The sequence below is a fragment of the Micromonospora sp. NPDC049374 genome, from assembly GCF_040677165.1.
Taxonomy (GTDB): domain Bacteria; phylum Actinomycetota; class Actinomycetes; order Mycobacteriales; family Micromonosporaceae; genus Micromonospora.
Genome location: NZ_JBFAQH010000003.1, coordinates 183,629 through 208,407 on the forward strand (window position 1 = coordinate 183,629; position 24,779 = coordinate 208,407).

General features: G+C 73.0%; 28 protein-coding genes. 8 read left to right on the top strand and 20 right to left on the bottom strand.

The features are described 5' to 3' along the window. Positions 1-82 precede the first annotated feature (82 nt). Both AB0J93_RS06775 and AB0J93_RS06780 read right to left on the bottom strand, forming a co-directional pair. On the bottom strand, positions 83-1,108 hold the full coding sequence (locus tag AB0J93_RS06775; protein ID WP_363918873.1) for an adenosine deaminase: 1,026 nt from the start codon (positions 1,106-1,108) through the stop codon (positions 83-85). Beyond that, positions 1,105-1,896: a trans-aconitate 2-methyltransferase gene (locus AB0J93_RS06780; RefSeq protein ID WP_363919454.1), complete on the bottom strand. Its 792-nt coding sequence runs from the start codon at positions 1,894-1,896 to the stop codon at positions 1,105-1,107. Before AB0J93_RS06780 ends, AB0J93_RS06775 begins: the two co-directional genes overlap by 4 nt. Before the next feature lie 92 nt (positions 1,897-1,988). Here AB0J93_RS06780 and AB0J93_RS06785 point away from each other — a divergent pair, with 92 nt between their 5' ends. Next, positions 1,989-2,972: an aldo/keto reductase gene (locus AB0J93_RS06785; protein ID WP_363918875.1), complete on the top strand. Its 984-nt coding sequence runs from the start codon at positions 1,989-1,991 to the stop codon at positions 2,970-2,972. Positions 2,973-3,028: 56 nt separating this feature from the next. Continuing rightward, the gene (locus tag AB0J93_RS06790) at positions 3,029-3,223 is read left to right on the top strand and encodes a hypothetical protein (protein ID WP_363918877.1); all 195 of its coding nucleotides are present in this window, start codon (positions 3,029-3,031) and stop codon (positions 3,221-3,223) included. A gap of 110 nt (positions 3,224-3,333) precedes the next feature. Here AB0J93_RS06790 and AB0J93_RS06795 read toward each other — a convergent pair whose 3' ends face one another. The 7 genes from AB0J93_RS06795 to AB0J93_RS06825 form a co-directional block, all read right to left on the bottom strand. Beyond that, positions 3,334-3,537, bottom strand: coding sequence for a cold-shock protein (locus AB0J93_RS06795; protein ID WP_013732668.1), 204 nt, complete (start codon positions 3,535-3,537; stop codon positions 3,334-3,336). 289 nt (positions 3,538-3,826) lie between these two features. Next, a complete protein-coding gene (locus AB0J93_RS06800; RefSeq protein WP_363918879.1) occupies positions 3,827-4,099 on the bottom strand; it encodes a DUF4235 domain-containing protein in 273 nt (90 codons plus the stop codon). Beyond that, the gene (locus AB0J93_RS06805; RefSeq protein WP_363918881.1) at positions 4,096-4,410 is read right to left on the bottom strand and encodes a DUF3618 domain-containing protein; all 315 of its coding nucleotides are present in this window, start codon (positions 4,408-4,410) and stop codon (positions 4,096-4,098) included. Before AB0J93_RS06805 ends, AB0J93_RS06800 begins: the two co-directional genes overlap by 4 nt. Continuing rightward, positions 4,407-4,877, bottom strand: coding sequence for a phage holin family protein (locus tag AB0J93_RS06810; protein WP_363918883.1), 471 nt, complete (start codon positions 4,875-4,877; stop codon positions 4,407-4,409). The genes AB0J93_RS06805 and AB0J93_RS06810 overlap by 4 nt, the downstream gene beginning before the upstream one ends. A gap of 146 nt (positions 4,878-5,023) precedes the next feature. Beyond that, the gene (locus AB0J93_RS06815; protein WP_363918885.1) at positions 5,024-6,238 is read right to left on the bottom strand and encodes a mechanosensitive ion channel domain-containing protein; all 1,215 of its coding nucleotides are present in this window, start codon (positions 6,236-6,238) and stop codon (positions 5,024-5,026) included. A gap of 138 nt (positions 6,239-6,376) precedes the next feature. Then, positions 6,377-7,198: a DUF1206 domain-containing protein gene (locus AB0J93_RS06820; RefSeq protein ID WP_363918887.1), complete on the bottom strand. Its 822-nt coding sequence runs from the start codon at positions 7,196-7,198 to the stop codon at positions 6,377-6,379. Between the two features lie 59 nt (positions 7,199-7,257). Then, positions 7,258-7,602: a hypothetical protein gene (locus AB0J93_RS06825; RefSeq protein ID WP_363919456.1), complete on the bottom strand. Its 345-nt coding sequence runs from the start codon at positions 7,600-7,602 to the stop codon at positions 7,258-7,260. 108 nt (positions 7,603-7,710) lie between these two features. Here AB0J93_RS06825 and AB0J93_RS06830 point away from each other — a divergent pair, with 108 nt between their 5' ends. Continuing rightward, complete coding sequence (locus AB0J93_RS06830) at positions 7,711-7,992, top strand: GNAT family N-acetyltransferase (RefSeq protein WP_363919458.1); 282 nt, start codon at positions 7,711-7,713, stop codon at positions 7,990-7,992. On the opposite strand, the gene AB0J93_RS06835 is transcribed toward AB0J93_RS06830, so the two are convergent. Beyond that, a complete protein-coding gene (locus AB0J93_RS06835; protein ID WP_363918890.1) occupies positions 7,976-9,490 on the bottom strand; it encodes a glycoside hydrolase family 3 N-terminal domain-containing protein in 1,515 nt (504 codons plus the stop codon). The two genes, AB0J93_RS06830 and AB0J93_RS06835, sit on opposite strands and share 17 nt — an antisense overlap. Positions 9,491-9,785: 295 nt before the next feature. Between AB0J93_RS06835 and AB0J93_RS06840 the strand changes: the two genes are divergently transcribed. The 4 genes from AB0J93_RS06840 to AB0J93_RS06855 all read left to right on the top strand — a co-directional run bounded on the left by AB0J93_RS06840 (position 9,786) and on the right by AB0J93_RS06855 (position 13,245). Beyond that, entirely contained in the window at positions 9,786-9,908 is a 123-nt protein-coding gene (locus AB0J93_RS06840; RefSeq protein WP_278181633.1) for a hypothetical protein, read from the top strand. Between the two features lie 72 nt (positions 9,909-9,980). Then, positions 9,981-10,931, top strand: a complete 951-nt coding sequence (locus AB0J93_RS06845; RefSeq protein ID WP_363918892.1) for a TIGR03557 family F420-dependent LLM class oxidoreductase — start codon at positions 9,981-9,983, stop codon at positions 10,929-10,931. Between the two features lie 47 nt (positions 10,932-10,978). Next, positions 10,979-12,610 (top strand): RecQ family ATP-dependent DNA helicase, encoded by a 1,632-nt coding sequence (locus AB0J93_RS06850; RefSeq protein WP_363918894.1) that lies wholly within the window; start codon positions 10,979-10,981, stop codon positions 12,608-12,610. A 131-nt stretch (positions 12,611-12,741) separates the two neighbouring features. Next, the gene (locus tag AB0J93_RS06855; RefSeq protein WP_363919460.1) at positions 12,742-13,245 is read left to right on the top strand and encodes a hypothetical protein; all 504 of its coding nucleotides are present in this window, start codon (positions 12,742-12,744) and stop codon (positions 13,243-13,245) included. A gap of 130 nt (positions 13,246-13,375) precedes the next feature. Here AB0J93_RS06855 and AB0J93_RS06860 read toward each other — a convergent pair whose 3' ends face one another. Next, entirely contained in the window at positions 13,376-14,140 is a 765-nt protein-coding gene (locus tag AB0J93_RS06860; RefSeq protein WP_363918896.1) for an ABC transporter permease, read from the bottom strand. Then, positions 14,133-15,098, bottom strand: a complete 966-nt coding sequence (locus AB0J93_RS06865; protein WP_363918898.1) for an ATP-binding cassette domain-containing protein — start codon at positions 15,096-15,098, stop codon at positions 14,133-14,135. The genes AB0J93_RS06860 and AB0J93_RS06865 overlap by 8 nt, the downstream gene beginning before the upstream one ends. Before the next feature lie 94 nt (positions 15,099-15,192). Between AB0J93_RS06865 and AB0J93_RS06870 the strand changes: the two genes are divergently transcribed. Beyond that, positions 15,193-15,993, top strand: coding sequence for a TetR/AcrR family transcriptional regulator (locus tag AB0J93_RS06870; RefSeq protein WP_363918900.1), 801 nt, complete (start codon positions 15,193-15,195; stop codon positions 15,991-15,993). Between the two features lie 9 nt (positions 15,994-16,002). Here AB0J93_RS06870 and AB0J93_RS06875 read toward each other — a convergent pair whose 3' ends face one another. Genes AB0J93_RS06875 through AB0J93_RS06910 form a run of 8 tightly spaced genes read right to left on the bottom strand, consistent with a single transcriptional unit; the run spans position 16,003 to position 24,585 of the window. After that, a complete protein-coding gene (locus AB0J93_RS06875; RefSeq protein WP_363918902.1) occupies positions 16,003-16,986 on the bottom strand; it encodes a DNA topoisomerase IB in 984 nt (327 codons plus the stop codon). Then, positions 16,970-17,923, bottom strand: coding sequence for a glycosyltransferase family 9 protein (locus tag AB0J93_RS06880; RefSeq protein ID WP_363918904.1), 954 nt, complete (start codon positions 17,921-17,923; stop codon positions 16,970-16,972). Before AB0J93_RS06880 ends, AB0J93_RS06875 begins: the two co-directional genes overlap by 17 nt. Next, the gene (locus AB0J93_RS06885; RefSeq protein ID WP_363918906.1) at positions 17,920-18,615 is read right to left on the bottom strand and encodes an SDR family oxidoreductase; all 696 of its coding nucleotides are present in this window, start codon (positions 18,613-18,615) and stop codon (positions 17,920-17,922) included. The genes AB0J93_RS06880 and AB0J93_RS06885 overlap by 4 nt, the downstream gene beginning before the upstream one ends. After that, the gene (locus AB0J93_RS06890; protein WP_363918908.1) at positions 18,612-20,042 is read right to left on the bottom strand and encodes a PfkB family carbohydrate kinase; all 1,431 of its coding nucleotides are present in this window, start codon (positions 20,040-20,042) and stop codon (positions 18,612-18,614) included. The genes AB0J93_RS06885 and AB0J93_RS06890 overlap by 4 nt, the downstream gene beginning before the upstream one ends. A gap of 10 nt (positions 20,043-20,052) precedes the next feature. Then, positions 20,053-20,706, bottom strand: coding sequence for an SIS domain-containing protein (locus AB0J93_RS06895; protein ID WP_363918910.1), 654 nt, complete (start codon positions 20,704-20,706; stop codon positions 20,053-20,055). Further along, positions 20,706-21,923: a glycosyltransferase gene (locus AB0J93_RS06900; protein ID WP_363918912.1), complete on the bottom strand. Its 1,218-nt coding sequence runs from the start codon at positions 21,921-21,923 to the stop codon at positions 20,706-20,708. Before AB0J93_RS06900 ends, AB0J93_RS06895 begins: the two co-directional genes overlap by 1 nt. Further along, positions 21,914-22,885, bottom strand: coding sequence for a glycosyltransferase (locus tag AB0J93_RS06905; protein ID WP_363918914.1), 972 nt, complete (start codon positions 22,883-22,885; stop codon positions 21,914-21,916). The genes AB0J93_RS06900 and AB0J93_RS06905 overlap by 10 nt, the downstream gene beginning before the upstream one ends. After that, the gene (locus AB0J93_RS06910) at positions 22,882-24,585 is read right to left on the bottom strand and encodes an HAD-IIIA family hydrolase (RefSeq protein WP_363919462.1); all 1,704 of its coding nucleotides are present in this window, start codon (positions 24,583-24,585) and stop codon (positions 22,882-22,884) included. Before AB0J93_RS06910 ends, AB0J93_RS06905 begins: the two co-directional genes overlap by 4 nt. Positions 24,586-24,779: the final 194 nt, after the last annotated feature.

The window sequence follows — 24,779 nt, forward strand, 5'->3', positions numbered from 1 at the left end:
CTCCCGCCGCGCGCCACCTGGCCGGAGGCGGCCGAGCTGACCGTCTGTGCTCGCCCCCCGCACCTGCCGGAGGGCGATGGCGTCAGCCGCGCTGACCGGCGAGGTAGCTGTCGATCTCCGCGAGGATCCGCTGCTTGCCGGTCTCGTCGAGGAAGGACGCGGTCACCGCGTCGCGGGCCAGCGCGGCCACCCCGTCCGGGCCGGTGTCGAGCAGCCGGGCGGCGACGGCGTACTCGTCGTCCAGGGTGGTGCCGAACATCGGTGGGTCGTCGGAGTTGATGGTCACCTGGACCCCGGCGTCGACCAGCCGGCGCAGCGGGTGCTCGTCGATGTCGGCCACGGCCCGGGTGCGCACGTTCGACGTCGGGCAGACCTCCAGCGCGATCCGCCGCTCGGCCAGGTACGCGAGCAGTCGCGGATCCTGCGCGGCGGAGATGCCGTGGCCGATGCGTTCGGCACCCAGCTCGTGCAGCGCGTCCCAGATCGTCTGCGGGCCGGTGGTCTCCCCGGCGTGCGGCACCGACCGCAGCCCGGCCGCGCGGGCCTGGTCGAAGTAGGGCTTGAACTGCGGCCTCGGCACGCCGACCTCCGGGCCGCCGAGGCCAAAGCTGATCAGCCCGTCGGGGCGCTCGTCGAGCGCGATCCGCAGGGTCTCCTCGGCGGCCGGCAGGCCCGCCTCGCCGGGAATGTCGAAGCACCAGCGCAGCTCGATGCCGAAGTCGGCGGCGGCCCGCTTGCGGGCGTCCTCGATCGCCTCGCAGAACGCCGGTGCCGCAATGCCGCGCCGTACGTGGGAGTAGGGCGTCACGGTCAGCTCGGCGTAGCGGACCTGCTGGCGGGCCAGTTCCCGGGCCACCTCGTGGGTGAGGATCCAGACGTCGTCCGGGTCCCGGACCAGGTCCACCACGCTGAGGTACAGCTCGACGAAGTGGGCGAAGTCGCGGAAGACGAAGTAGTCGGCCAGCAGCTGCGGGTCCGCCGGGACGGGGCTGCGCCCCTCGTGCCGGGCGGCCAGCTCGGCCACGATGCGGGGCGAGGCGGAGCCGACGTGGTGCACGTGCAGCTCCACCTTGGGCAGTCCGGCGATGAAGGTACGCAGGTCGGTCACGAGTTCTCCTGGGCGAAACCGGTACGGGCGACGAGGAAGATCCGTCGGAACGGGAAGTACACCTGGCCGTGCCGCACCGGGTACGCCTCGGTGAGGCGTACCGCCAGCGCGGCCCGGAAGGCGGACCAGCCGGCGGCGACCAGCGCGGCCCGGACCGGGCGCAGGGCGGTGCCCTCCAGCCAGGTCAGCACGGGGTGGTCCGCGTCGGGACCGGCCGCCAGCAGGTGCACGTAGGTAGTCTCCCAGGCGTCGACGGTGCAGCCGGCGGCGACCAGCGACCCGGCGTAGTCGACCGGGTCGGCGACCGGGGCCTCCCGCAGCAGCGGGGTCAACGCCGCCCGCCACGGCGGGCGACCGGCGACCTCGCGCAGCGCCCGGTGGGAGGGCGCGTCGAAGTTTCCCGGCACCTGCACCGCCAGCCAGGCACCGGCCGGCAGCTCGGTGGCCCAGCGGACGAGCAGGTCCCGGTGGCCGGGCACCCACTGGAGCACCGCGTTGCTGACCACCACGTCGGTGTCCGGGTCGGGACGCCAGTCGCGGACGTCAGCCACGCGGAAGCTGGCCGGGACGTCCAGCGCGGTGGCCCGCGCGATCATCTCCGGCGAGGAGTCCAGGCCGACGAGCCGACTGTCCGGCCAGCGGGCGGCGAGCACGGCGGTGAGGGTGCCGGGGCCGCAGCCGAGGTCGACCACTCGCCGGGGGCGGTCGGCGCCCACCCTGGCCAGCAGGTCGTGAAAGGGTCGGGACCGTTCGTCGCCGTAGCGCAGATATGTCGCCGGATCCCACATGGCCACCCCCACCTCTCGCAAACCGTACGTCCGTCTTGTTGACCGTACGGCCCGCCCCCCGCCGAGGCAAGCCGGGTCACTAGGCTCACCGTATGGAGCAACGCACGTTCCCCCGCATGGATCGCCAGGTCGGCGTGGTCGGGCTCGGCGCCTGGCAACTCGGCGCCGACTGGGGCACGGTGACCGAGGACGACGCGATGGCGGTGCTCACCGCCGCGGTCGACGCCGGGGTCACCTTCCTGGACACCGCCGACGTCTACGGCGACGGGCGCAGCGAACAGCTGATCGGACGCTTCCTGGCGGCGCACCCCGACGCCGGGCTGACCGTGGCGACCAAGATGGGCCGGCGGGTGGCGCAGACGCCCGAGGCGTACACGCTGGACAACTTCCGTCGGTGGACCGACCGGTCCCGGACGAACCTCGGCATGGACACGCTGGACCTGGTGCAGCTGCACTGCCCGCCGACGGCCGTCTTCGCCGCCGACGAGGTCTTCGACGCCCTCGACACCCTGGTGGCCGAGAAGCGCATCGCCGCGTACGGCGTCAGCGTGGAGACCTGCGACGAGGCGCTCACCGCGATCGCCCGGCCCGGGGTGGCCAGCGTCCAGATCATCCTCAACGCGCTGCGCCACAAGCCGCTGGAACGGGTACTGCCGGCCGCCTCGGCCGCCGGGGTCGGCATCATCGCCCGCGTCCCGCTGGCAAGTGGCCTGCTCTCCGGCCGGTACGACGAGCACACCACCTTCGCCGCCGACGATCACCGCAACTACAACCGGCACGGCGAGGCGTTCGACGTCGGCGAGACGTTCTCCGGGGTGGACTTCACCACCGGCCTGGCCGCCGTGCGACGGATCGCCCCGCTGGTGGGCGAGGACCGCACGATGGCCCAGTTCGCGCTGCGCTGGGTGCTCGACCAACCCGGCGTCACCGTGGTCATCCCCGGTGCCCGCGACGCCACCCAGGCCCGCGGCAACGCCGCCGTGGCCAGCCAGCCACCACTGTCCACTGCGGAACTGGCCGAGGTGGCGGCGGTCTACGACGACCTGATCCGCCCCCAGGTGCACCACCGATGGTGAGCGGTGCGCCCGGCGGCGGGCCGTCCGGTGACGGGCCACAGCGGAGGGAGACCGCGATGAACGGTTGGCTTCGGCTCACGCTCGGCCTGCTGGCCGTGGTCGTGGGCGCGGTGTGGACGGTGCAGGGCCTCGGTTACGTCGAGGGCAGCGTGATGACCGGCCAGCGGATCTGGGCGGTACTCGGACCGTTGCTGGTACTTGTCGGGTTGGCCCTGCTCTGGCTCGGCGTACGCGCCCGCAGCCGCCGCTGAGGCCACACCGCAGCCAACGATGCGGAAAGCCCCGCGTCCGGTCGGGACGCGGGGCTTCGCACTGATTCGGGGACTGCCTCGCCAGTGGCCGACGGTCGCCGACCGGTGCCTCAGAGGGGGCGGACCTGCTCGGCCTGCGGACCCTTCTGGCCCTGGGCGATCTCGAACTCCACCCGCTGGTTCTCCTCCAGCGTGCGGTAGCCGCTGGACTGGATGGCCGAGAAGTGGACGAACACGTCAGCACCCCCGCCGTCGACGGTGATGAAGCCGAAGCCCTTGTCAGCGTTGAACCACTTCACGGTTCCCTGCGCCATGTGTATCTCCTTCTAAAACTGGCGGCCGAGCACACCGTGCGGCCGGTTGGCCGTTTTCGAGCAGCGGTGCCTGAGGCGGCCCCCGGTGAAGGAGACTTCTCTCAACCCACGCCATCTCTCAACAGCGTGGAACAGCTTAACCACGTACGCAAAAACTCTGCACAACCTAACCGACGAAATTCTCCGACATGTGACCTGACGGATGCGTGGGATCCGTCGGGTGGAGGCGGTGGGACAAGGCGAAAGGCCCTCTCACCGGCAACTGGTGAGAGGGCCTTGACACCGATATTCAGTCCGGCCAACGACCGGTGAGCCGACGCACGCCGACCGCGCCGCCCCGGTCCACAGCAGCCCGAACGACCGAGAAAATGGCTCCCTGCAAGGCGGCCGCCGCGAGGATCTCACCCCAGCGGCGGTCCTCGTCGGTCGGGTTGGGCGCCTCGCCGTCACCGGCCGTCATCTTCCACACCTGGCGGAAGACCGCGCCCGCGATCGCACCGGCGGCGAAGCCCATCAGCACGCCGACCGGCTTGTAGGCGGCCCTGCCGATTCCCTTGCTCACGCACGCCTCCCTCTAATGATCATCAACACCACGGCGGCGGCGACGGCACCGGCCGCGAGCGCGATGAACGGAGCGGGCCCCTGCCGACTCCGTCCCAGCTCGTGGTTGAGACCGGATTGGGCGCGGACCCGGGCGACGGTCAGCGCGGCCTGCTCGCGTACCCGCTCCCGGGCCTGATCCGCCGAGGACCTCAGTCGCTTCTTCACGTCGGCCTTGGCGGCCAGCGCCTCCATCGTCTCGCCCAACTCGACGCGGGTGCGCCGGATCTCCTCCCGCAGCGCCTCCGTGTCACCCGTACCGTTGCCCGTCATGCCCGTCCCCTGTCCTTCACCGCAGCGCTGACCACGTCGACGTCGGCCCGCAGGCTGCGCACGGTCGCCTCGGGCACCGGCGGGACCGCGCGGCTGACCCGACGCTTGCCGATCAGCGCGAGCACTCCGGCGACCAGGAACAGCGCCACCGCCACGATCAGGGCGGCTGCCCACGCCGGCAGCACCAGGGCCAGCAGGAGGATCGCGGCGGTCACCAGTGCACCCAGACCGAAGAAGGCGAGGGCGCCCCCACCGGCGAACAGACCGACACCGATACCGGCCTGTTTGCCCTTCTCGGTCAGCTCGGCGCGGGCCAGCGCCAGTTCGTCCCGAACCAGGCGCGAGACCTGCTCGGTCGCCCGCTGGACCAGTTCGGCGGTGGACGGCTCGGTCCCGTTGTGGGACGTACGCCCGTTGTGGGACGTACGCCCGTTGTGGGACGTACGGGCGTTCGCCACGTCAGCCATGCTGTCCCCCTCTCGTCATCACCGCGCTGTATGCCCGGAGTCGCCGCTCGTCAATCCTGTTCCCGAAAAGGGGGCAGAAGCGTCGGGCAGCACGTCCCCGCCGAACGCCGCGCCAAACCTCCACATCCGAGTGGATAACGAGGTGGTCAGCGGCGAGGTTCGGCGGGCTCCCGAGGTTCGACGGTCTCGTCGGGGCCGACGAAGGCCTCGTTGCGGGCGTGGCCGTCGTCGCTGCCACCGAAGAGTCGGGCGTCGTCGGGCACCTCGGTTTCGGCCCGGCGGCGCCCCGAGTGCCGCGGCTGGACCCACTGCCACGGCAGGTCGCTTCCGCCGTCGCCGACCTCCGTACGAAGTCGGGGCATCGCGGTGGGGCGGTGGTCGCGTACCCACGCCACCAGATGTTCCCGCACGCGACAGCGCAGGTCCCACAGCGCGCCCGCGTTTGCGGCGCTCACCAGCGCGCGAACCTTGATCATCCCGCCGGTCGCATCGGTGACCTGGAGGACACAGACCCGGCCGTCCCACAGCTCGGTGCTCTCGACCAGCCGGCGTAGTTCCTCCCGCATGGCCTGCACCGGGATCGACCAGTCGACCTCGAACTCGGCCGTGCCCAGGACCTTCGCCTCGGTCCGGGTCCAGTTCTGGAACGGCGTGCTGGTGAAGTAGGAGGTGGGCAGGATCAGCCGCCGGTCGTCCCAGATCTGGACCACCACGTAGCTGAGGGTCAGTTCCTCGATCCGGCCCCACTCCCCCTCGACCACCACCACGTCGTCGAGGCGTACCGCGTCGCTGAAGGCGAGTTGCAGACCGGCGAAGACGTTGCCCAGCAGGCTCTGCGCGGCCAGGGCGGCGACGACACCGACCACACCGGCGCTGGTCAGTACGCCGGCACCGATGCCCCGCACGGCGGGGAAGGTCATCAGCATCACGCCGAGGGTGAGCACGACGATCACCACGATCGTCACCCGGCGCAGCATCACCACCTGGGTACGCACCCGCCGGGCGTGCCGGTTGTCCGGTACGTCCACCCGGAACCGGGCCAGCGCGGTGTCCTCCACCACCACCAGCAGCGAGGCGACCAGCCAGGCCACGGCGGCGATGACGGCGAGCACCAGCAGGTGCAGCAACGCCTGGCGCCAGCCGGTGCCGATCGCGTACCCGGTGCTGAACCGGACGGCGAGCTGCACGGCGAGCACGGTGGCGGCGACCTGGAACGAGCGGTGCGCGTGCTCGGTCAACTCGGTCAGCAGCAGCGATCGACGGCCCCACCGGCGGGTGAGACGATGCACCACCTCGACCACGGCAAGAGCGATCGCCGCCGCGGCGAGCGTGGCGACGACCGTCCCGAGGTAGCTGTGCACGTGTCGCTTCTCCTTCCGGCCCGACGGCGGCCCCCGGCGGTGACGTCCGGCGCACGGGCGATCAAGATCCGGCAAAGGGGCAATGGTGCCTTGGATTGCCGGCCCCGGCCACCGCGGGGGTGGCCGGGGAGGAGAAGGTCATACCTTGCGGTAGCGGGACTGGAGGAAGCAGTAGACGCCGAAGGCGGCGATACCCAGCGCGATGAGGATGAGCAGGATGGTGCCGAACGACTGGTCACGCAGGGTCCGGAGGGCGGCGTCCAGACCACGGGCCTTCTCCGGGTCGTAGTTCACCGCGGCCAGTATGACCAGCAGGCCGGTGACAGCGAAGGCGACACCCCGGGAGGCGTATCCGGCCATGCCGAGCCGGCGGGCGAGCTGCCGGGTCTTGGCGTTCATCTCGCCGGTCTTCAGCCGCTTCATGAACTTCTTCTTGACGCCGTAGATCGTCATACCGACGCCGATGCCCAGGAGCACCAGGCCGGCGAGGCCGACCAGCCACCGGCCGCCGGTGGACTCCATCATCCGGGCGGTCAGGCCCTCCTGCTGGGAAGCGCTGTCGGAGTTGGCGTCGGAGAAGACCTTCCAGGCGGTCCAGGCCAGCCATAGGTAGATGACGGTGCGGGCGGCGGAGATGATCCGTTCCTTGAGCCGGTCGTTGCCCCGCTCGGTGCGGTGCCCGACGGCCGCCTCGAGGGCCTGCCAGATCGCCATGGCGAGCATGCCCACGGCGATGGCGATGACCAGGAACTGGCCCATGGGTTGCGCGGCGAGGGTACGCAGCGCGCCGGACTGGTCGCCGTCGTCGGACGAGTTGCCGAACGCGATCTGCAGCGCCAGCCAGCCGAACAGCAGGTGCACGATCCCGTAGCCGATGAAACCGGCCCGGGCGAGGAGTTCCAGCCACCGGCTGTCGGCCGTACGGGCGGCGGTGGCTTCGGCGTTCCGGGTAAGAGACATGGCGCCTCAATCTCCGAACGCGAAGATTTCCAAACGTGCTGGCCGCCGCCCGGATCGCGTCAGCCGCCGTTACGCGCGATGCGGACCTTCACCTCGGCGTCGGTGACGCTGTCCAGGGTGACCGCGAGGCCACCGACGTCGGCCGCCTGCTGGCCGACCGTGAGGGAGAGCTGCTCGCCGCCGACCTCGATGGTGGCCACGTCGTCCTGCGCCTCGACCAGACGTGCCTCGACGCCGAGGATGTTGGCCCGGGCGTCCACGCCCCGGTCGAAGGTCACCGTGCAGGCGTCCAGCCCGCAGTCGGTGCTGGCCCCCTCGGAGCTGCAACCGGCCAGCAGGGCCGCGCCGAGCGCGAGACCGGCCAGCAGTCCGGCGAGTCGGGTGGGGGTGCCACGGGTGGGAATGAGCGGGGTCCTGCCGGCGGGGAGTCGGTTCGTCACGCCGTCAAGCGTACGAGACCCCGGCGAACCGACCGGTTGGGCCGACCGGCGATGGACAATGCAGGGGTGAGCATGCTGGTCGAGGACAATCCCGCCAAACACCGCTACGAGATCCTGGTCGACGACGCGCTCGCCGGCTTCACCGCGTACCTGCCCCGCGACCAGGTGCTGATCTTCACGCACACCGAGGTGGACTCGGCCTTCCAGAACATGGGCGTCGGTTCGGCGTTGATGCGTGGCACCCTGGACCAGGTCCGCGCGCAGCGGCAGCGGGTGGTGCCACGTTGCCCGTTCATGGCCGCCTTCATCGAACGCCACCCGGAGTACGCCGACCTGGTCACCAGCCCGGACTGACGGCACCGCCGGCGAGCAGCTCGGCCGCGGCCCGACCGGCGGCCCGGGTGGCGCCGTGGGTGGCGACGTGCACCGCGCCGGTGACCAGCGCGGGCACACCGAGTTCGACGACCACCGCGTCGGGGCGGACGGCCAGCGCCCGGTCGACCGCGTCCCGCATCCAGGCGTGCCGGTGCAGGTCGCGGACCACCAGCACCAGGGGCCGGCCGGTGGCGTCGGCGGCCAGGTCGGCCGGCACCGAGTGCTCGACGTGCCGGACGCTCGTGGTGCCCGGCACGAGGGCGGCCAGCGGTGCCGCCACCCCCCAGGGGGTCTCCGACCCGATCGCGATGTTGTGCGGCGGCTGGAACTCCACCACGTGCGCCGGGCCGGTCAGCGGCAGCGTCGTGGCCGGGGCATCGCCGGTGGTTACCCGGACGGCACGTCGCGCCGCGACCAGTCCCACAGCCGAGCCGCCGGCCGGGCTTGCGGAACGGGCGGTACGGGCCGCCGCCGTCCAGGCGGCGAGTTGGCCGACCCGCTTGGCCGCCTCGGTCAGCCGCTCCTCGGGCAGCTCGCCGGCGACGACCGCGTCGACGATGGCGTCGCGCAGGTGCCGGGCCGTCTCCTCGTCGGCGTGCTCGCCGCCCACACAGATCGCGTCCGCCCCGGCGGCCAGGGCACGCACCGCCGCACCGGCGAAACCGTAGCGGTCGGCCACCGCGCCCATCTCCACCGCGTCGGTCACCACGACTCCGTCGAAGCCCATCTCCTCGCGCAGCAGGCCACCGAGAATACGGCCGCTCAGAGTGGCCGGCAGGTCGGGATCCAGGGCCGGCACCAGCAGGTGCCCGGTCATCACCGCCTGGACGCCCGCCGCCACCGCGGCCCGGAACGGAGCCAGTTCGACGGCGTGCAGCCGGGCCCGGTCGGCGTCGATGCGGGGCAGATCGTGATGGGAGTCGACGCGGGTGTCACCGTGGCCGGGAAAGTGCTTCGCGCAGGCGGCGACGCCACCGGACTGCAGGCCGCGTACCCAGGCGGTGGTGTGCCGGGCGACAAGCGACGGCTCGGCGCCGAACGAACGGACGCCGATCACCGGGTTGTCCGGGTTGGAGTTGACGTCGACGTCCGGCGCGTAGTTGAGCGTGATCCCGGCGGCGGCGAGTTCCACGCCGAGATCGCGGGCGACCTCCTCGGTCAGCGCCGGGTCGTCCACCGCGCCGAGCGCCAGGTTGCCCGGTCGGGAGCTGCCCCGGCCGGACTCGATGCGGGTGACGTCGCCCGCCTCCTCGTCGATGGCGACGATCACGTCCGGCCGCTCCGCGCGCAGCGCGGCGGTCAGCGCGTCGACCTGCACGGGATCGACGACGTTACGGCTGAACAGCACCACCGAGCCGAGCCCGTCGCCGAGCCAGCGGCAGATCCAGGCAGGTGGGACGGTGCCGACGAAACCGGGCTGGAGGACCGCAGCCGCCAGGGTCGCCAGGTTTCCGTTGCGCTCGACTCGATCGCTCATGCCGGCACTCCGCTTCGCTGCGTGCCGCCATGAGGCACCGCCGCGCTGAGTTGATGATTCGCTCGCTGCCGCTCGCTCATGCCGGCACTCCGCTTCGCTGCGTGCCGCCATGAGGCACCGCCGCGCTGAGTTGATGATTCGCTCGCTGCCGCTCGCTCATTCGGCGCTGTACCCCCGCGTGTTCCGCCGTGGACTCCCCCGCCAGCCGGCGGTGCAGACATGGTCACACCGCGCCACTCAATAGTCAATAAACCTTACAGTTGCCTTGGGAGCGCTGCACCGCGACAGTGCGGGTATGGACCCCGTACTGCTGGCCGACGCGACGAGCCCGGCCGACATCCCCGGCGTACGCCTGCTCGGCCTGGTGGTCGGCGGCCTGCTGCTGCTCCTCGCCATCCGCGCGATGTTCCGCCGCTGACCACCCGCCGGGTGTGACCGGCGCCCGCCGGGGTACCGCCTGCCGCACAGGCGGCGGCCCCGAGGGGGAGAAATGAAGATCGGATACTTCCTGTCCACCGAGGAGTACGCGCCGGCCGAGCTGCTCGACCAGGCCCGGGCCGCCGAGCGGGCCGGCTTCGAGGCGCTGTGGATCTCCGATCACTACCATCCCTGGACGGACGCCCAGGGGCAGAGCCCCTTCGTCTGGTCGATGATCGGCGCGCTGAGCCAGGTCTGCCGGCTACCGGTCACCACCGCCGTCACCTGCCCGACCGTACGCATCCACCCCGCGGTGCTCGCCCAGGCCGCGGCGACCAGCGCGGTGCTGCACTCCGGCCGGTTCGTCCTCGGGGTGGGCTCCGGCGAGGCACTCAACGAACACATCCTCGGCGGCCCGTGGCCGCAGGCCGGCGTCCGCCTGGAGATGCTGGAGGAGGCGGTCGAGGTGATGCGCAAGCTGTGGCGCGGTGGCTTCGTCAACCACCACGGCCGGCACTACCAGGTGGAGCACGCCCGGATCTACACGCTGCCCGAGACGCCCCCGCCGATCTACGTCTCCGCATTCGGGCCGAAGGCGGTGGACCTGGCCGCGCGGATCGGCGACGGCTTCGTCAACACCACGCCCGACGCCGAGCTGGTGAGCCGGTTCCGGGACAACGGCGGGGGCGACAAGCCCTGCCAGGCCGGTTTCAAGGCCGCGTACGCGCCGACGGTCGAGGAGGGCATGCGGCTGGCGTACGAGCGCTGGCCGACCGAGGCGATCCCCGGTGAGCTGCTCCAGGTCCTGCCCTCGCCCCGCCACTTCGAGCAGGCCGCCACGCTGGTGGACCCGGAGGCGATGCGGGAGGCGTTCGTCTGCGGCAACGACGCCGACGCCCACCTGGCGAGGATCGACGCGTACGCGACTGCCGGTTTCGACGAGGTCTACGTCGCCAACACCGGACCGAACTGGCCGGGGCTGCTCGACCTGTACCAGCGCGAGGTGCTGCCCCGGGTGCGCTGATCAACCGGGGTTTCGGCGCGGATCCTCCCGGGTACCTGCGGCCTTCGATGAAGCTGACCACGCACTCGATGTCGTTGCGCCGAGCCGCGCGCAGCCTGTTCGGTTGGACCGCCCTGCGGCCCAACCAGTTGGCCGCGATGCGCGCCGTGATGCGCCGCCGCGACGCCCTGGTGGTGCTGCCCACCGGCGCCGGCAAGTCGGCGATCTACCAGATCCCGGCCAGCCTGATCCCCGGCCCGACCGTGGTGATCTCCCCCCTCCTGGCACTTCAGCAGGACCAGATCGCCGCGCTCAACGAGCGACAGCGCTCGGAACTGCGAGCGGTCCGGATCAGCTCGGACGAGACCGCGGCCCAGCAGGCCGAGGCGATCGCCGAGATCCGCGACGGGCGGGCCGAGTTCCTCTTCATCACCCCGGAACAGTTGGCCAACCCCGACCGGCTGGCCGAGGTCCGGGACCTAAAGCCGGCGCTGGTGGCGATCGACGAGGCGCACTGCATCTCCGCCTGGGGCCACGACTTCCGGCCGGACTACCTGGCCCTCGGGCAGCTCATCGAGGGCATCGGCCGGCCACCGGTGGTGGCGCTGACCGCCACCGCCTCCCCACCGGTACGCGACGACATCGTCGACCGGCTGCGGCTACGCAAGCCCGAGATCGTGGTGTCCGGACTGGACCGGCCCAACCTCTTCTTCGAGGTGGCGCACTGCCCCACCGAGGACTACCGGTGGCGGCGCCTGATCGCCCTGCTGCGCGAGGACGGGCGACCCGGCATCATCTACGTGCCCACCCGCCGCGCCGCCGAGGAACTGTCCGCCCGGCTGACCGACGCGGGCTTTCCCGCGCAGTACTACCACGGCGGAATGCCCGCCAACGCCCGCGCCCGGCTGCACGAGGCGTTCCTCGCCGACCAGGTGCCGATCATGGTGGCGACCTCGGCCTTCGGCATGGGTATCGACAAGCCGAACATCGCCTGGGTGGTGCACATGGCACTGCCCGACTCGCCGGACAGCTACTTCCAGGAGATCGGCCGCGCCGGCCGCGATGGCCAGCCGGCCCGGGTCCTGCTGCTCTGGCAGGCCGAGGACGTCGGGCTGCAACGCTACTTCAGCGGTGGCCTGCCCGACGCCACCGAGCTGCGCGACCTGGCCGCGTTGCTGCGCAAGGAACCGACCACCCGCAAGGAGCTACGCGAGGTGACCGGGCTCGGCCCCCGCAAGCTCGGGCAGTACCTCGCCCTGCTGGAGCAGGTAGGCGCCGCTCAGCAGGCGGCGGGGCAACGGGTCGGCGCCCCCCGCTACGCCCCCACCCCGGTCGACGCGGCGGCTGCCGCGGTGGCCGAGGCGGAACGGCAGCAGAGCCTGACCCGGTCGCGTACCGACATGATGCGGGCCTTCGCCGAGACCAGCGCCTGCCGGGGACAGACGCTACTTGCCTACTTCGGCGAGCAGATGACCGAGATCTGCGGGCACTGCGACAACTGCCACGCCGGCACCAGCGTGCCCGACGACGGCTCGGTCGGCCCGTTCCCGGTGCACAGCCAGGTGCGGCACGCCGAGTGGGGCTCCGGCCTGGTGCTCAGCTACGAGGAGGATCGGATGACGGTCCTGTTCGACGAGGTCGGGTACAAGACGCTGTCGGTCAGCGTGGTGTCCGAACAGGGTCTGCTCACCCTGGACTAACCTGAGCCGGCCGCCGCCGGCGGCTGGACCGTGTCGAGCCGGCCGGTTCCGGCGGCTGGGCCAGACCGGGCCGCACCGCCGCCGGCGGTAGGGCTGACGAAGACGTGAACGACGAACGGGAGGGGCGGGTCGTGATCGAAGAACCGGCGTACACCGGTTTCGGTTTCTCCGACGAGGAGTGGGGGCTGCTGGTCGGCCTGCCACAGTCGGTGCTCACCGCGGCGAGCGCCGCCGAGTCCGACGGGACCAAGGCGACGATGGCCGAGGGTGCCGCCGGTCTGGAGACCATCTCCGGCGGACGGGAGTCGGCCAGCCCGCTGGTGGCCGCCGTGGCCGGCGAGATCGTCACCCGGGTCGGTGACCCGGAGGCCGGTGAGGAGCTGCCGGTCATCGAGCCCGCGGATCCGCGCGGCTACGCCGAGGACGTGCTGGGCCGGGCCAAGGAGGCGTCGGCGCTGCTGGCGGCCAAGGTGGACGAGGGCGAGGCGGGCGCGTACCGGCACTGGCTGGTGGAGATCGCCGAGCAGGTCGTCGGCGCCGCCAGCACCGGCGGCGTGCTCGGCCTGGGCGGCACCGAGGTCAGCCCCTCCGAGCGCCGCTTCCGCGACCGCCTCTCCCAGATCCTCAACGACTGACCCCTCCCCCACCCCCCACCCCCCGTAAGCCCTGTTGATCATGAGGTTAGCGGCACCAGCGGAGATCAGGACCGCCGCTAACCTCATGATCAACTCGGTGAAGTGGGGGGTGGGTGGGGGTGGGTGGGGGTTAGGCGATTCGGCGGCGGAAGAGTAGGGCGGACAGGAGCATCGCTACGGCGAGCAGGCCGACGAACCAGATGACCGCCCGGGTCGGTGCCGTACCGACCGGGGTGTCCAGCAGCAGTCCGCGCAGCGACTCGATGACCGGCGTGACCGGTTGGTGCTCGGCGAAGCCACGCAGCCAGCTGGGCATGGTCTCGACCGGCACGAAGGCGCTGCTCGGATACGGCAGGAACATCACCAGGAAGGTGTAGCCGTTGGCCGCCTCCGGGGTCCGGGCCAGCAGGCCGAACGCCGCCGACAACCAGGACACCGCCAGCAGGAACAGCAGCAGCACCCCGGCGGCGGCCAACCAGCGCAGCGGCGCGACGGCCGGCCGGAACCCGATGGCCACGGCCACCCCCAGCACCAGCACCGTGGAGACGGTGTTGCGGGCCACGCTCGCCACCACGTGCCCGGCGAGGATCGAGGTGGCGCCGACGTCCATCGTGCGTAGCCGTTCGATCATCCCGTTGGTCAGGTCGGTGGTGACGCTGACCGCCGTGCCGGCCGCACCGAAGCCGGCGCAGAGCAGCAGCACACCGGGCACCACGTAGGTCACGTACGCCGAACCGGTCTCGATCGCCCCGCCGAACAGGTAGACGAAGAGCAGCATCAGGATCACCGGCAGCAGCAGCGAGGTGAGCAGCGCGTCGACGTTGCGCCGGGACAGCCGCACGCAACGGCCGATCATCACCGCGGCGTGCATCGGCCGCACGGTCAGCTCAGACACGGGCCACCTCCCGCTCGGGGCTGGCCGGACGGCCAGTGAGGGTGAAGAAGACGTCGTCGAGGGTCGCCTCCCGGACGGTGAACCGGACCACCCCGTGCCGGTCCGGATCGACCTCGTCGAGCAGGCGACGTACCTGGGGTGCGCTGCCGTCGGTGGCCACGGACAACGCCAGCCGGGCCGGCTCGCGGTGGGTGACCCGGTCACCCAACCGCCGCGCCGCCTCGGCCAGACCGGCGGCGTCGCGCCAGGTCAGCTCCAACCGCTGGGCACCGAACCGGCGTTTGAGGTCGCTCGCCGTCCCCTCGGCGACGAGCCCACCGCCGTGCAGCACCATGATCCGGTCGGCGAGTTGGTCGGCCTCCTCCAGGTACTGCGTGGTGAGCAGCACCGTCACCCCGGCACCGGCCAACTCGCCGATCACCTCCCACAGCCCCTGCCGGCTGCGCGGATCGAGGCCGGTGGTGGGCTCGTCCAGGAAGATCACCGACGGGGCACCGACCAGGCTGGCCGCCAGGTCGAGGCGCCGCCGCATTCCGCCGGAGTACGTCACCACCCGTCGCCCGGCGGCGTCGGCCAGGTCGAAGCGGTCCAGCAGCGCCGTGGCGCGGGCGCGGGCCGCGGGTGCCCGCAGCCCGGCGAGCCGGGCCAGCATGGTCAGGTTCTCCATGCCGGTCTGCCCGTCGTCGAGCGCCGCGTGCTGGCCGGCGAGGCTGATCGCCCGGCGTACCCGCCGCCGCTGCCGCACCACGTCGTGACCGGCGACCCGGGCGGTACCCGAATCCGGCCGGGTCAGCGTCGCCAGGATCCGCACCGTGGTGGTCTTGCCGGCCCCGTTCTGGCCCAGCAGAGCGTGCACCCCGCCAGTGGGTACCCGCAGGGTAAGCCCGTCGAGCACGACCACATCCCCGAAGGACTTGCGCAGGTCGACAAGTTCGACCGACGGCGGTCCGTTCACCATGAACACCTCCACGAATCTGCGTACGACATACGCGTTTCTGCGTAGACCATACGCAGAGGCTATGCTGGCGGTCAACGCCGGCCTGGGAGGTGGAGTGGACAAACCCGACGTCGAGCTGCCCGAGAGCGTCGCGCTCGCCTGGGGCCTGCGCGACCGCCCGAGCCGTGGTCCGAAGCGCAGCCTCAGCCTGGACCAGGTCGTTGCCGCCGGAATCCAGATCGCCCAGGGCGAAGGGCTGGCGGCGGTGTCGATGAGCCGGGTGGCCAGCGAACTCGGCGTGGCGACGATGTCGCTCTACCGGTACGTGCCGACCAAGCACGACCTGCTCGACCTCATGGTGGACACCGCGTACGGCCCGCCCCCACGCCCGCGTGGGGCCGACGAGGGCTGGCGACCGGCGCTGGCCCGCTGGGGTGAGGGAAACGTCGCCGCACTGCGCCGACAGCCCTGGATGCGGCACGTGCCGATCAGCGGCCCACCGATCAACCCCAACCAGGTCCGCTGGCTGGAGTACGGGCTCGCCGCCCTGCGCGGCACCGGCCTGCGGGCCAGCGAGCGGATCGCCGCGATCATGCTGGTCAGCGGATACGCCCGCAGCTGGGCCACGCTCACCGTCGACATCGCCGAGGGTGCCGCCCGGACCGGGCAGACCCCGGAGGAGGTGGGCCTGCGCTACTGGCAGCACCTCGCCACGGTCACCGCGCCCGGCCCGTACCCGGCGATCCACGAGCTACTGGCCGAGGGCGACGAGTACGACGACGACACGGACCTCGAATGGCGGTTCGGGCTGGGTAGGATCCTCGACGGCGTGGCAGCGATGATCGAGGCTCGGGCCGCCGTCCCGGCCCGCGAAGCCGGCCGGTCGGGTGGCGACGGTCCGTCCGACGCGGGTTGAGGCGCCCGGTCAGGCCCGCGCGAGCAGGGTCAGCACCGCCTGCTCGGCCTGCTCCGGAGAGATCCCCTCGGTCACCGGGGCGACCACACCGTCGTGGAACAGATCCACCACCCTCGGGTCCACGTACGAGGCGCGGGCCACCGTCGGTGTGTTGCCGAGCAACTCCGCCACCTGCCTCATCACCGCCGCCACCGCCCGACGGCGAGCGGTGACCGACCGGGCGGAGGCCAACGCGGCCAGCTCCGTCGCCGCCCGTACCGTCGCGTGCCAGGTACGGAAATCCTTCGCGGTCATCTCGCCGCCGCTGGCCTCGCGGAGGTAGTCGTTGACCTCGTCGGCCCGTACGTCCCGCCACTGCCGGCCGTCCCAGTAACCGAACAACCGGTCGGCCGCCCGCCGCCGCCGACGCAGGTCGGTCAGTACCCGGCACAACTGCGGGTCGGAGATCAGCCGTACCTGCTCGATGCCGCCCTTGGCCGGGAACTCGAACAGCACACAACCCCGGCGGAGCCGGGCGTGCTCGGGGCGCAGGGTCGCCACCCCGAACGTCGGATCCTCACCCGCCGCGTACTGGTCGCTGCCGACCCGGAAGGTGCCCATGTCCAGCAGCCGGGTCACCGTCGCCAGCACCCGCTCGCGGCGCAGCCCCCGTACCGCCAGGTCGTGACCGACCCGCTCGCGCAGCAGCGGCAGCCGGCCCGCGACCTCCAGCACGTGGTCGAACTTCGCCTCGTCCTGCCGCTGTCGCCACAGCGGGTGGTAGAGGTACTGCTTACGGCCGGCCGCGTCGACACCGATGGCCTGGATGTGACCGTTGGGGTGGGGCGAGATCCACACGTCCCGCCAGGCCGGCGGGATGACCAGGGCACGCAGTCGGGCCAACTCGTCGGGGTCGCGTACCGGCTCGCCGCGCGGGCCCAGGAACGACCAGCCCCCGCCCCGTCGGCGTCGCCGGTACCCCGGCCGACCCGGATCGCTACGCCGCAACCGCACGGTCCACCCGCACCGCCCGCTCCACCTCGTCGACGGCGGCCAGCACCTCGTCCACACCGAGGGCGACCATCGTGGGATGGTCACCCACCCCGTCCCACGCCGGCCAGGCCCGCGCGCCGGCCCAGAGCGCCCGGTGCCGTCGGCGCTCCGGCGGCGGCCCCCAACGCGCCGGCGGAACCGGGCCGAACAGCACCACCGACGGGGTGCGGTAGCCGGTGGCCAGGTGTGCCACCCCGGTGTCCCCGCTGACCACCAGGCGCGCCCCGGCGATCAGCGCGGCGAGCTGGGCCAGGTCCGTCCGGCCGGCCAGCACCGCAGCGGCTGGCAACCCGGCCTGGTACGCGATGCGGGCGACCCCGGCCCGCTCCGACGCGCTGCCGGTCAACACCACCCGGTGCCCCCGCCCGGTCAGCTCCCGGGCCAGGGCCGCGTACCGGCCGGCCGGCCAGCGTTTGGCCGGCTCCTTCGAGCCGGGGTGCAGCACCGTGACACCGCCGGCCGCCAAGCCCGGCTCCGGCCGGCGCAGGTCCAGGTCGGTCGGGTCGGCCGGAACCCCGTACCCCCGCAGCAGCCGGCACCAGCGCCACACCTCGTGCTCCTCGTCGTCCCACTCCGGCCCGTCGACGTGCGGCGTTTCGGCGTTGGCGAAGGCGAGCAGCCGGCCAGGGCGGACGGCGGCCAACAGCCGGTGCGACCGTGGACCCCGGCCGTGCAGGTTGACCGCCACCTCCACCCGCCCGGCGGGCCGGTCCAGCCGGGTCAGGCCGTCGGTGGGCAGCAACCGGTCCACCCCGCCGACCAGCTCGACCAGCGGCCCCAGCCAGGCGGGCGCGGCGAGCACCAGTTGCTGGTCCGGGTACGCCACCCGCAACGCCCGCAACGCCGGGACCGCCGTGACGAGGTCACCGACGCCGAGGGCACGCAGCGCCAGGATCATGGGTACGACGTCTCCTGATCGGCGCAGACCACCATCTCGCGGATCGCGCAGCCGGCCGGCTGGGACAGGGCGAACATGACCGCGGCAGCGGTGTCGGCCGGATCGTTGAGGATCGCGTCCGCCCCCGGCCGGTACTGCGGGTCGCGCTCGTCGAAGAAGGCCGTCCGCATCCCGCCCGGGATGAGCAGCGTGACGCCGACCGTACCGGCCAGTTCGGCGGCGAGCGCCCGGGTGAAACCGACCACCCCGAACTTCGCCGCGCAGTACGCCGTCGCGTCGCTGACCGCCTTGACTCCGAGGGTCGAGGCCACCGTCACGACGGTGCCCCTGGATGCCGTCAGGAACGGCAGCGCGGCCCGGACCACCGCCGCGGTCGCCAGCAGGTCGACGGCGATGATCCGGTCCCAGGTCTCACCGGGCACGTCGGCGAGCCGACCGGGCACGTCGATGCCGGCGGCGGTGACCACGGCGTCCAGCCCGCCCACGCGTTCGACCAACTCGCGGGTGGCCGCCTCGGCGCTGCGGGTGTCGGCCAGGTCGCACTCCATCCAGGGCACCCCGTCGGCCGGCGCCCGCCGATCCAGCACCAGAGGCCGACCACCGGCGGCGGCCACCGCCGCCACCACGGCCGCACCCAGTCCGCTGGAGCCGCCGGTGACCAGCACCGTCCGCCCGGTACCCGACACGCTCACCGGACCGTCTCCGTCCGGGTGACCGTCGCGGCGATCAGCTCGGTGGTGGAGCGCCCGTCCAGGTAGGGCACCACCACCGTGTGACCGCCCCACCGACGCAGCAGCTCCGCCTCCGGCAGGCCGTCACCGTCACCGCCGCCGGAGGCGTAGTCGCCACCCTTGACCCAGACGTCCGGGCGCAGCCAGGACAGCGCCGCCTCCGGCGTCGGCTCGTCGAAGATCATTACCGCGTCGACGCAACTCAACGCGGCCAACAGGCGACTTCGGTCGTCCTGGCGCATCACCGGCCGGTCCGGCCCCTTGAGGCCGGTGATGCTGGCGTCGGAGTTGAGGCACACGATCAGGCAGTCGCCGAGCTGCCGGGCGGCCTGCAACGTCGCCACGTGGCCGGCGTGCAGCAGGTCGAAACAGCCGCCGGTGGCGACGACCGTGCCTCCGGCGGCGCGGACCCGGGCGACCGCGGCGGCGGACGCGGCCACCCCGACCCGGTCGCCGGCCACCGCGGCGTGCACCGCCTGCGGGGCACGCCGCACCGGTGCCGGCAGCGCCGTCGCCACACCACCGTCCGCCACGTACGCCGAGGCCTCCGCCACCGCCTCCTGCACCGCCTCGGAGACCAGCGCGCCACGGGCCAGGGCGAGGCCGGCGGCGACGGCGAACCGGTCGCCCGCGCCGCAGGTGTCCCCCTCGGCGGCCACCGGGGCGGGGACCATCAGCGGGGTGGACCCGGCGTGGCTGAGCAGCGCGCCGTCGGCACCGAGGGTCACCGCGACCGCCCCCGCGCGCCACCGCTGCCGCAGCCGCTGCGCCCCCTCGGCGGCGGTGGCCAGCCGGGTGGCGCCGACCGGGGCCTCCATCAACTCCCGCACCTCCGCCTCGTTCGGGGTGACCAGGTTCGCTCCGGGTACCGCGGCGGGACCACGAGGGTGGGGATCCCACACCAGCGGGGCGCGGATCGAAGCCAGGGCCGCCCGCAGCGCCGGCTGCCGCGCCACCGCGCGGCCGTAGTCGCTGACCAGCACCACCGATGCCCGGTCCAGGACGCGCAACACCGCCTCGCCCGGCTCCCCCAGCTCCCCCACCCCGCCGCCCCGGTCATGGCGCAGCAGCACCCGACCCCCGGACCGCAACCGGATCTTCTCCGGGGTCGCACCGGCCAGCCGCAGCGGATACACCTGCACCCCGGCGGCGGCGAGCAGCACGCTCAGCCGGGCCCCACCGGCATCGTCGGCCAACGCGGTCACCAGCACCACCTCGGCACCCTGTGCGGCGGCGAAGACGGCGGAGAGCCCGGCGCCGCCGGGCCGATCCACGTGCGCGATCTCGTCGAGCACGGGCACCGGCGAGTCCGGACAGAGCCGGTTGACCACACCCTCGACGTCCCGGTCGAGCAGGGTGTCGCCGACCACCACCACGGGTCCCGTCACGCTTGCCTCCTCACGCCTGCACCGGCCGGGCGGCACCGCCGTCCAGCACCACCTCGACACCGGCCCGCACCGCACCGGCCGCCGGCGCCACCGGTGTCAGCTGATCCGCCATCGCCTGCTCGACGTACTCGCAGAGCAGGTGGCTGGAGACCAGATGCAACTCCTGGACCACCTGGGTGTCCGGCGAGTCCACGGCGAGCACCTCGTGACACGCCTCGGCGAGCGGGTTCGGCACCGGCCCGGTGAACGCCCAGCAGCGCAGTCCCACCTCCCGACCGGCCCGCGCGGCGGCGAGCAGGTTGCCGCTGCCACCGCTGGTGGACAGCAACAGCAGCACGTCGTCGGGTCGGCCGTGCGCGCGGACCTGCCGGGCGAACACCTCCTCGTAGCCGTAGTCGTTGCCGATCGCGGTCAACGCCGACGTCTCGGCGTGCAGCGCGATGGCGGACAGCGGCTGACGGTCGTCGCGGAGCTTGCCGACCAGTTCGGCAGTCAGGTGTTGCGCCTCGGCGGCGCTGCCACCGTTGCCGGCGACGAGCAGCCGACCGCCGTCGGTGAGCCGCCGGGCCAGCGCCGCGCCCCACCGGTTGAGCAGCGGCTCGCAGCGCCGGAACGGTGGCAGCGCCGCGGTCAGGTGTGCCAGGTGCGCGTCGAGCAGGCTCATCAGGCCACCACCCGGGTCGGTCGGTGTACCGCGGCCACCTCGTCGTAGACCTCGGCGAGGCGCTGCGCGGTGACCGCCCACGAGTAGTGGCGGCGGGCCCGGGCCCGCGCCGCGCCCGCGTACGCGAACCGGCGGATCCGGTCGTCGAGCAGCGCACGCAGCGCCTCCCCCAGCGCGCGCGGATCCCGCGCCGGCACCAGGTCCCCGGTCACGCCGTCGACCACCGTGTCACGCAGGCCGCCGACGGCGGTGGCCACCACCGGCACCCCGCACGCCATCGCCTCCAGCGGGGTCAGCCCGAACGGTTCGTACCAGGGCGCGGCGACCAGGATGTCCGCCGAGCGGTACCAGCGGCCCATCTCCTCCCGGGGCACCGCACCGACCAGGCGAACCCGGTCGGCGACACCGCAACTGCCGGCGAGCGCCCGCAGCCGCCGGGCGTACGGGTCGCTCTCCAGCAGGCCGGCCGGCGGACCACCGACCACGACGCACTCGGCCTCGGGGACGTGCGCCATCGCCCGTACCACCGTCTGGAAGCCCTTGCGTTCCACCAACCGGCCGACGGTGAGGATCCGGGGTCGCCCGGGCTCCCGCTCTGTGGCCGGCCCCAGCGGGGCGAAGGTGGCGAGGTTGACACCGGACGGGATCACCGTCATCGCCGTGCGTGGGACCCCCATCCGGACCAGCTCACCGACCTCGTCGCGGCACTGGGCGATCACCCGGTCGACCGAACGACCCAGTTGGCGTTCGTAGCCGATCCGCCGGGCCGGGCTGGTGTCCTGCACACCCTGGTAACGACGCTTCACCGTGCCGAGGGCGTGGTAGGTCTGCACCACCGGCACCCCGGTCTGCCGGCCGGCCTCAAGCGCGGCGAGCCCACTCATCCAGAAGTGGGCGTGGATCACCTCGGGGGCCCAGTCCCCGCCCCGCCACCTGTCGATCAGCCAGGCGCCGAACGGGCGCATGTGCGGCAGCAGGGCGTCCTTCGCCACCGGCTCGGCCGGCCCGGCCGGCACGTGCACCACGTCGTAGCCGTCCGGGCTGCGTACGGTCACCGGTAGGTCCACCGCGTCGCGGCGGGTGTAGACCCGTACGTCGTGCCCGGCGGCGGCGAGCGCGGCGGAGAGTTCCGCGACGTGCGTGTTCTGGCCACCGGCGTCCTCGCCGCCCAGGATGGCGAGCGGGCTGGCGTGCTCCGAGATCATCGCTATCCGCATACTTCCTCCTCCAGCAGCCGGTCCCAGTCGGTGAGGAAACGGTCGAGGCCGTAACGTTCACGAGCGGCGGCGCGAGCCTCGGCGCCGGCCGCGCGCGCCCGCTGCGGTTCGGCGACGAAGCGGTCGGCGGCCTCCAGCAGGGTGTCGACCCGGGTGGAAAGGGCACCGGCACCCGGTGGCACCGCCATCACCGCTTCGGTGGTGGCCAACGCCACCACCGGCATCCCCATGGCCATCGCCTCGATCAGGCTCAGCCCCAGCGACGTCCACCGGCACAGGTGCAGGTACGCCCGGCGGCGCGCCAACTCGGCGTGCATCCGGTGCTGCGGCACGTCGTCGTGGCTTTTCAACCGGTCAGCCGGCAGACCGAGGTGCTCGGCCAGCCCGGCCACCTTCATGCCGAAGACGTCCAGCGGGGCGATCTCGGCGAACCGGGGCAGCAGGTCGGTGCCGGTGACCCGCCACCGGCGTACCGGCTCGTTGATCACCACGGCCAGCCGGTCCAGTTCGCCGGTCCAGGCCGCCGTGGGTGCCACGATGCCGTGGTCGACGACAGTGGTGCGGGTGGTACCGGTGTCCCAGAACAGCTCGTTGAACGCGGTCACGTGGGCGATGAGCAGGTCGTCCCGGTCGGCCATCGGGTGGCGGCTGTTGGGGATCTGGCCGTCCTTCGGCGTGTTGTGCTCCACGTAGATCGCCGGCAGGTCCCGGCCGGGCCGGCGACCGAGCCACTGCTCGGCCAGGTCGAGTTCCTCGGGGCGTTGCAGGATCATTAGGTCGACGTCCGCGGTGCGCAACTGTTCCGGGCTCACCTCCGCGGCGCTCTCCGGCCAGGTGTACGTCCGGGCGCGGCCCAGCCCGTACGGCCCCCGGTCCGGGGTGACCGGGATCAGGTAGCGGTGCTTGCCGTGCACGAACGAGGTGGTCCAGGAACCGTGCACGTGCCAGAGCAGGATGTTCATCGGCCGCCCCCACCGCCGACGGTGGCCACCTCGGGTGCCGTCGTGGGCCCGGCCGGACCGGTGGCCACCCGGTCCGGCGCCACACCCAGCAGTCGCAGCGCGTCGAGGACGGCACCTGGCTCGATGTCGCTCAGGCAAGGATGCCCGGGTACCGGACACCGTGCGGCCCGGGTGTCGCGGCAGGCGGCGCTGGCGTCGCCGAGGCGTACCGTCGGCACCCGCCACGGCCCCCACTGCCCGAAGGGGACGGTGGGGGCGAAGAGGCTGACCACCGGCACGCCGTACGCGGCGGCCAGGTGCGCCGGACCGGTGTTGCCGACCACCACCGCGCCGGCCGCGGCCACGATCCCGGCCAACTCGGCCAGGCCGGTGCGGCCACCGAGATCCCGGCCGTGCCGTCCGGCGATCCGCTCGGTGAGGTCCCGCTCGTGGGGACCGCCGGTGACCACCACCCGGTACCCGGCGGCGCTCAGCTCGTCGGCGATCCGCTCCGCCAACTCGGGCGGGCAACCCCGGGCCGGTGCCGCCGAGCCGGGATGCAGCACCACGTAACCCGGTTCGCCGGCCGCCAGCGGTGGCGGTGGGACCGGGCGCAGTCGCAGGTGCGGTTCGTCGCCCTCGCCGAGCGCGTAACCGGCGGCGGCGGCCAGGGACAGGGCCCGTTCGGCCTCCGGCACGCCAACCGGCACCCGGTGCCGCACGTCCAGCAGGCTGCCCGGGTAGTCGTCGCTGATCGCCGCGATCCGGGCGACGCCGGCCATCCGCAGCAGTAGCGCCAAGGGCAGCGGCGACTGGTGGAACGAGGTGAAGATGACCGCCTCGTCGGCGGCCACCGCCGCCAGCCGGCTGACCAGGGTGGCCAGCTCCGGCGGATCCACCGGCGCGGGGGCCGGGTCGATCCAGGGCAGCCGGTGCTCGATCACCTCGTCGACCCCGGGCAGCAGGTCGGCGGCGGCCCGCCCGCGGGGCCCGCAGAGCAGCACCACCCGCTCGGCCCCGGCGGCGACCGCCCGGATGCCCGGTCCGGTCACCAGCACGTCACCAGCCGAGTCCGACCGCACCACCAGAACGGTGCGACCGCTGCCGGGGCGTCCCGCGCCGGCTCGCCGGGCACCCGTGACCTCGGAACGGTTCCCGGCCCCCGACATCGGCTTCGCCGGGCCCAGTGCGGCCTGACGCCGCAGGATCTCCGCGACGGCCGAGGGCAGGTCGGCGGCCACCCACGGAGCCGCCGCCACCTCCTCGGCGCGGGTCACCGGCGTCGGGACCAGGATGCCGGCCGCACCGGCGGCCAGCGCCGCCGTGACGTCGCGGCCGATGTCACCAACCAGGGCGCAGCGGGTAGGTACGGTGCCCAGCGCCCGAGCTGCGGCGTGCACCAGGCCCGGCCTCGGCTTGCGACACGCGCAGCCGTCCCCGTCGTCGTGGGGACACACCTGCCAGGAGTCGAACGGGCCGAGCAGTGCCTCGATCCGGCGGTGCACCCGGTGCAACTGTCGTTCGGTGAACAGCCCCCGAGCCAACCCGGACTGATTGGTCACCACGGCGAGCTTCAGTCCGGCCGCCCGCAGCCGGTCCAACGCCGCGCGGGCACCCGGCATCGGGCGCACCTTGTCCGGATCCGAGTTGTACGGCACGTCCTCGACCAGGGTGCCGTCCCGGTCCAGCAGGACCGCGTCGAACAGGACCGGGCGGGACATGGTCCGGTCGGATTCGGCCAGCACCCCTGCTGACCTGCGCTGATCCGGCTCCCCATGGTCCTGTCGCACGGGCGGCGGGTTCCCTGCGCCCCGGTGAGTAAACGTCACCCGCGACGCGGCTGAGGACACCGCGCACCGGCGGCACCCGCACGGCCGCCCGCGGTTGGCCTTACCCGCGGTCCCCGAGAAGCTAA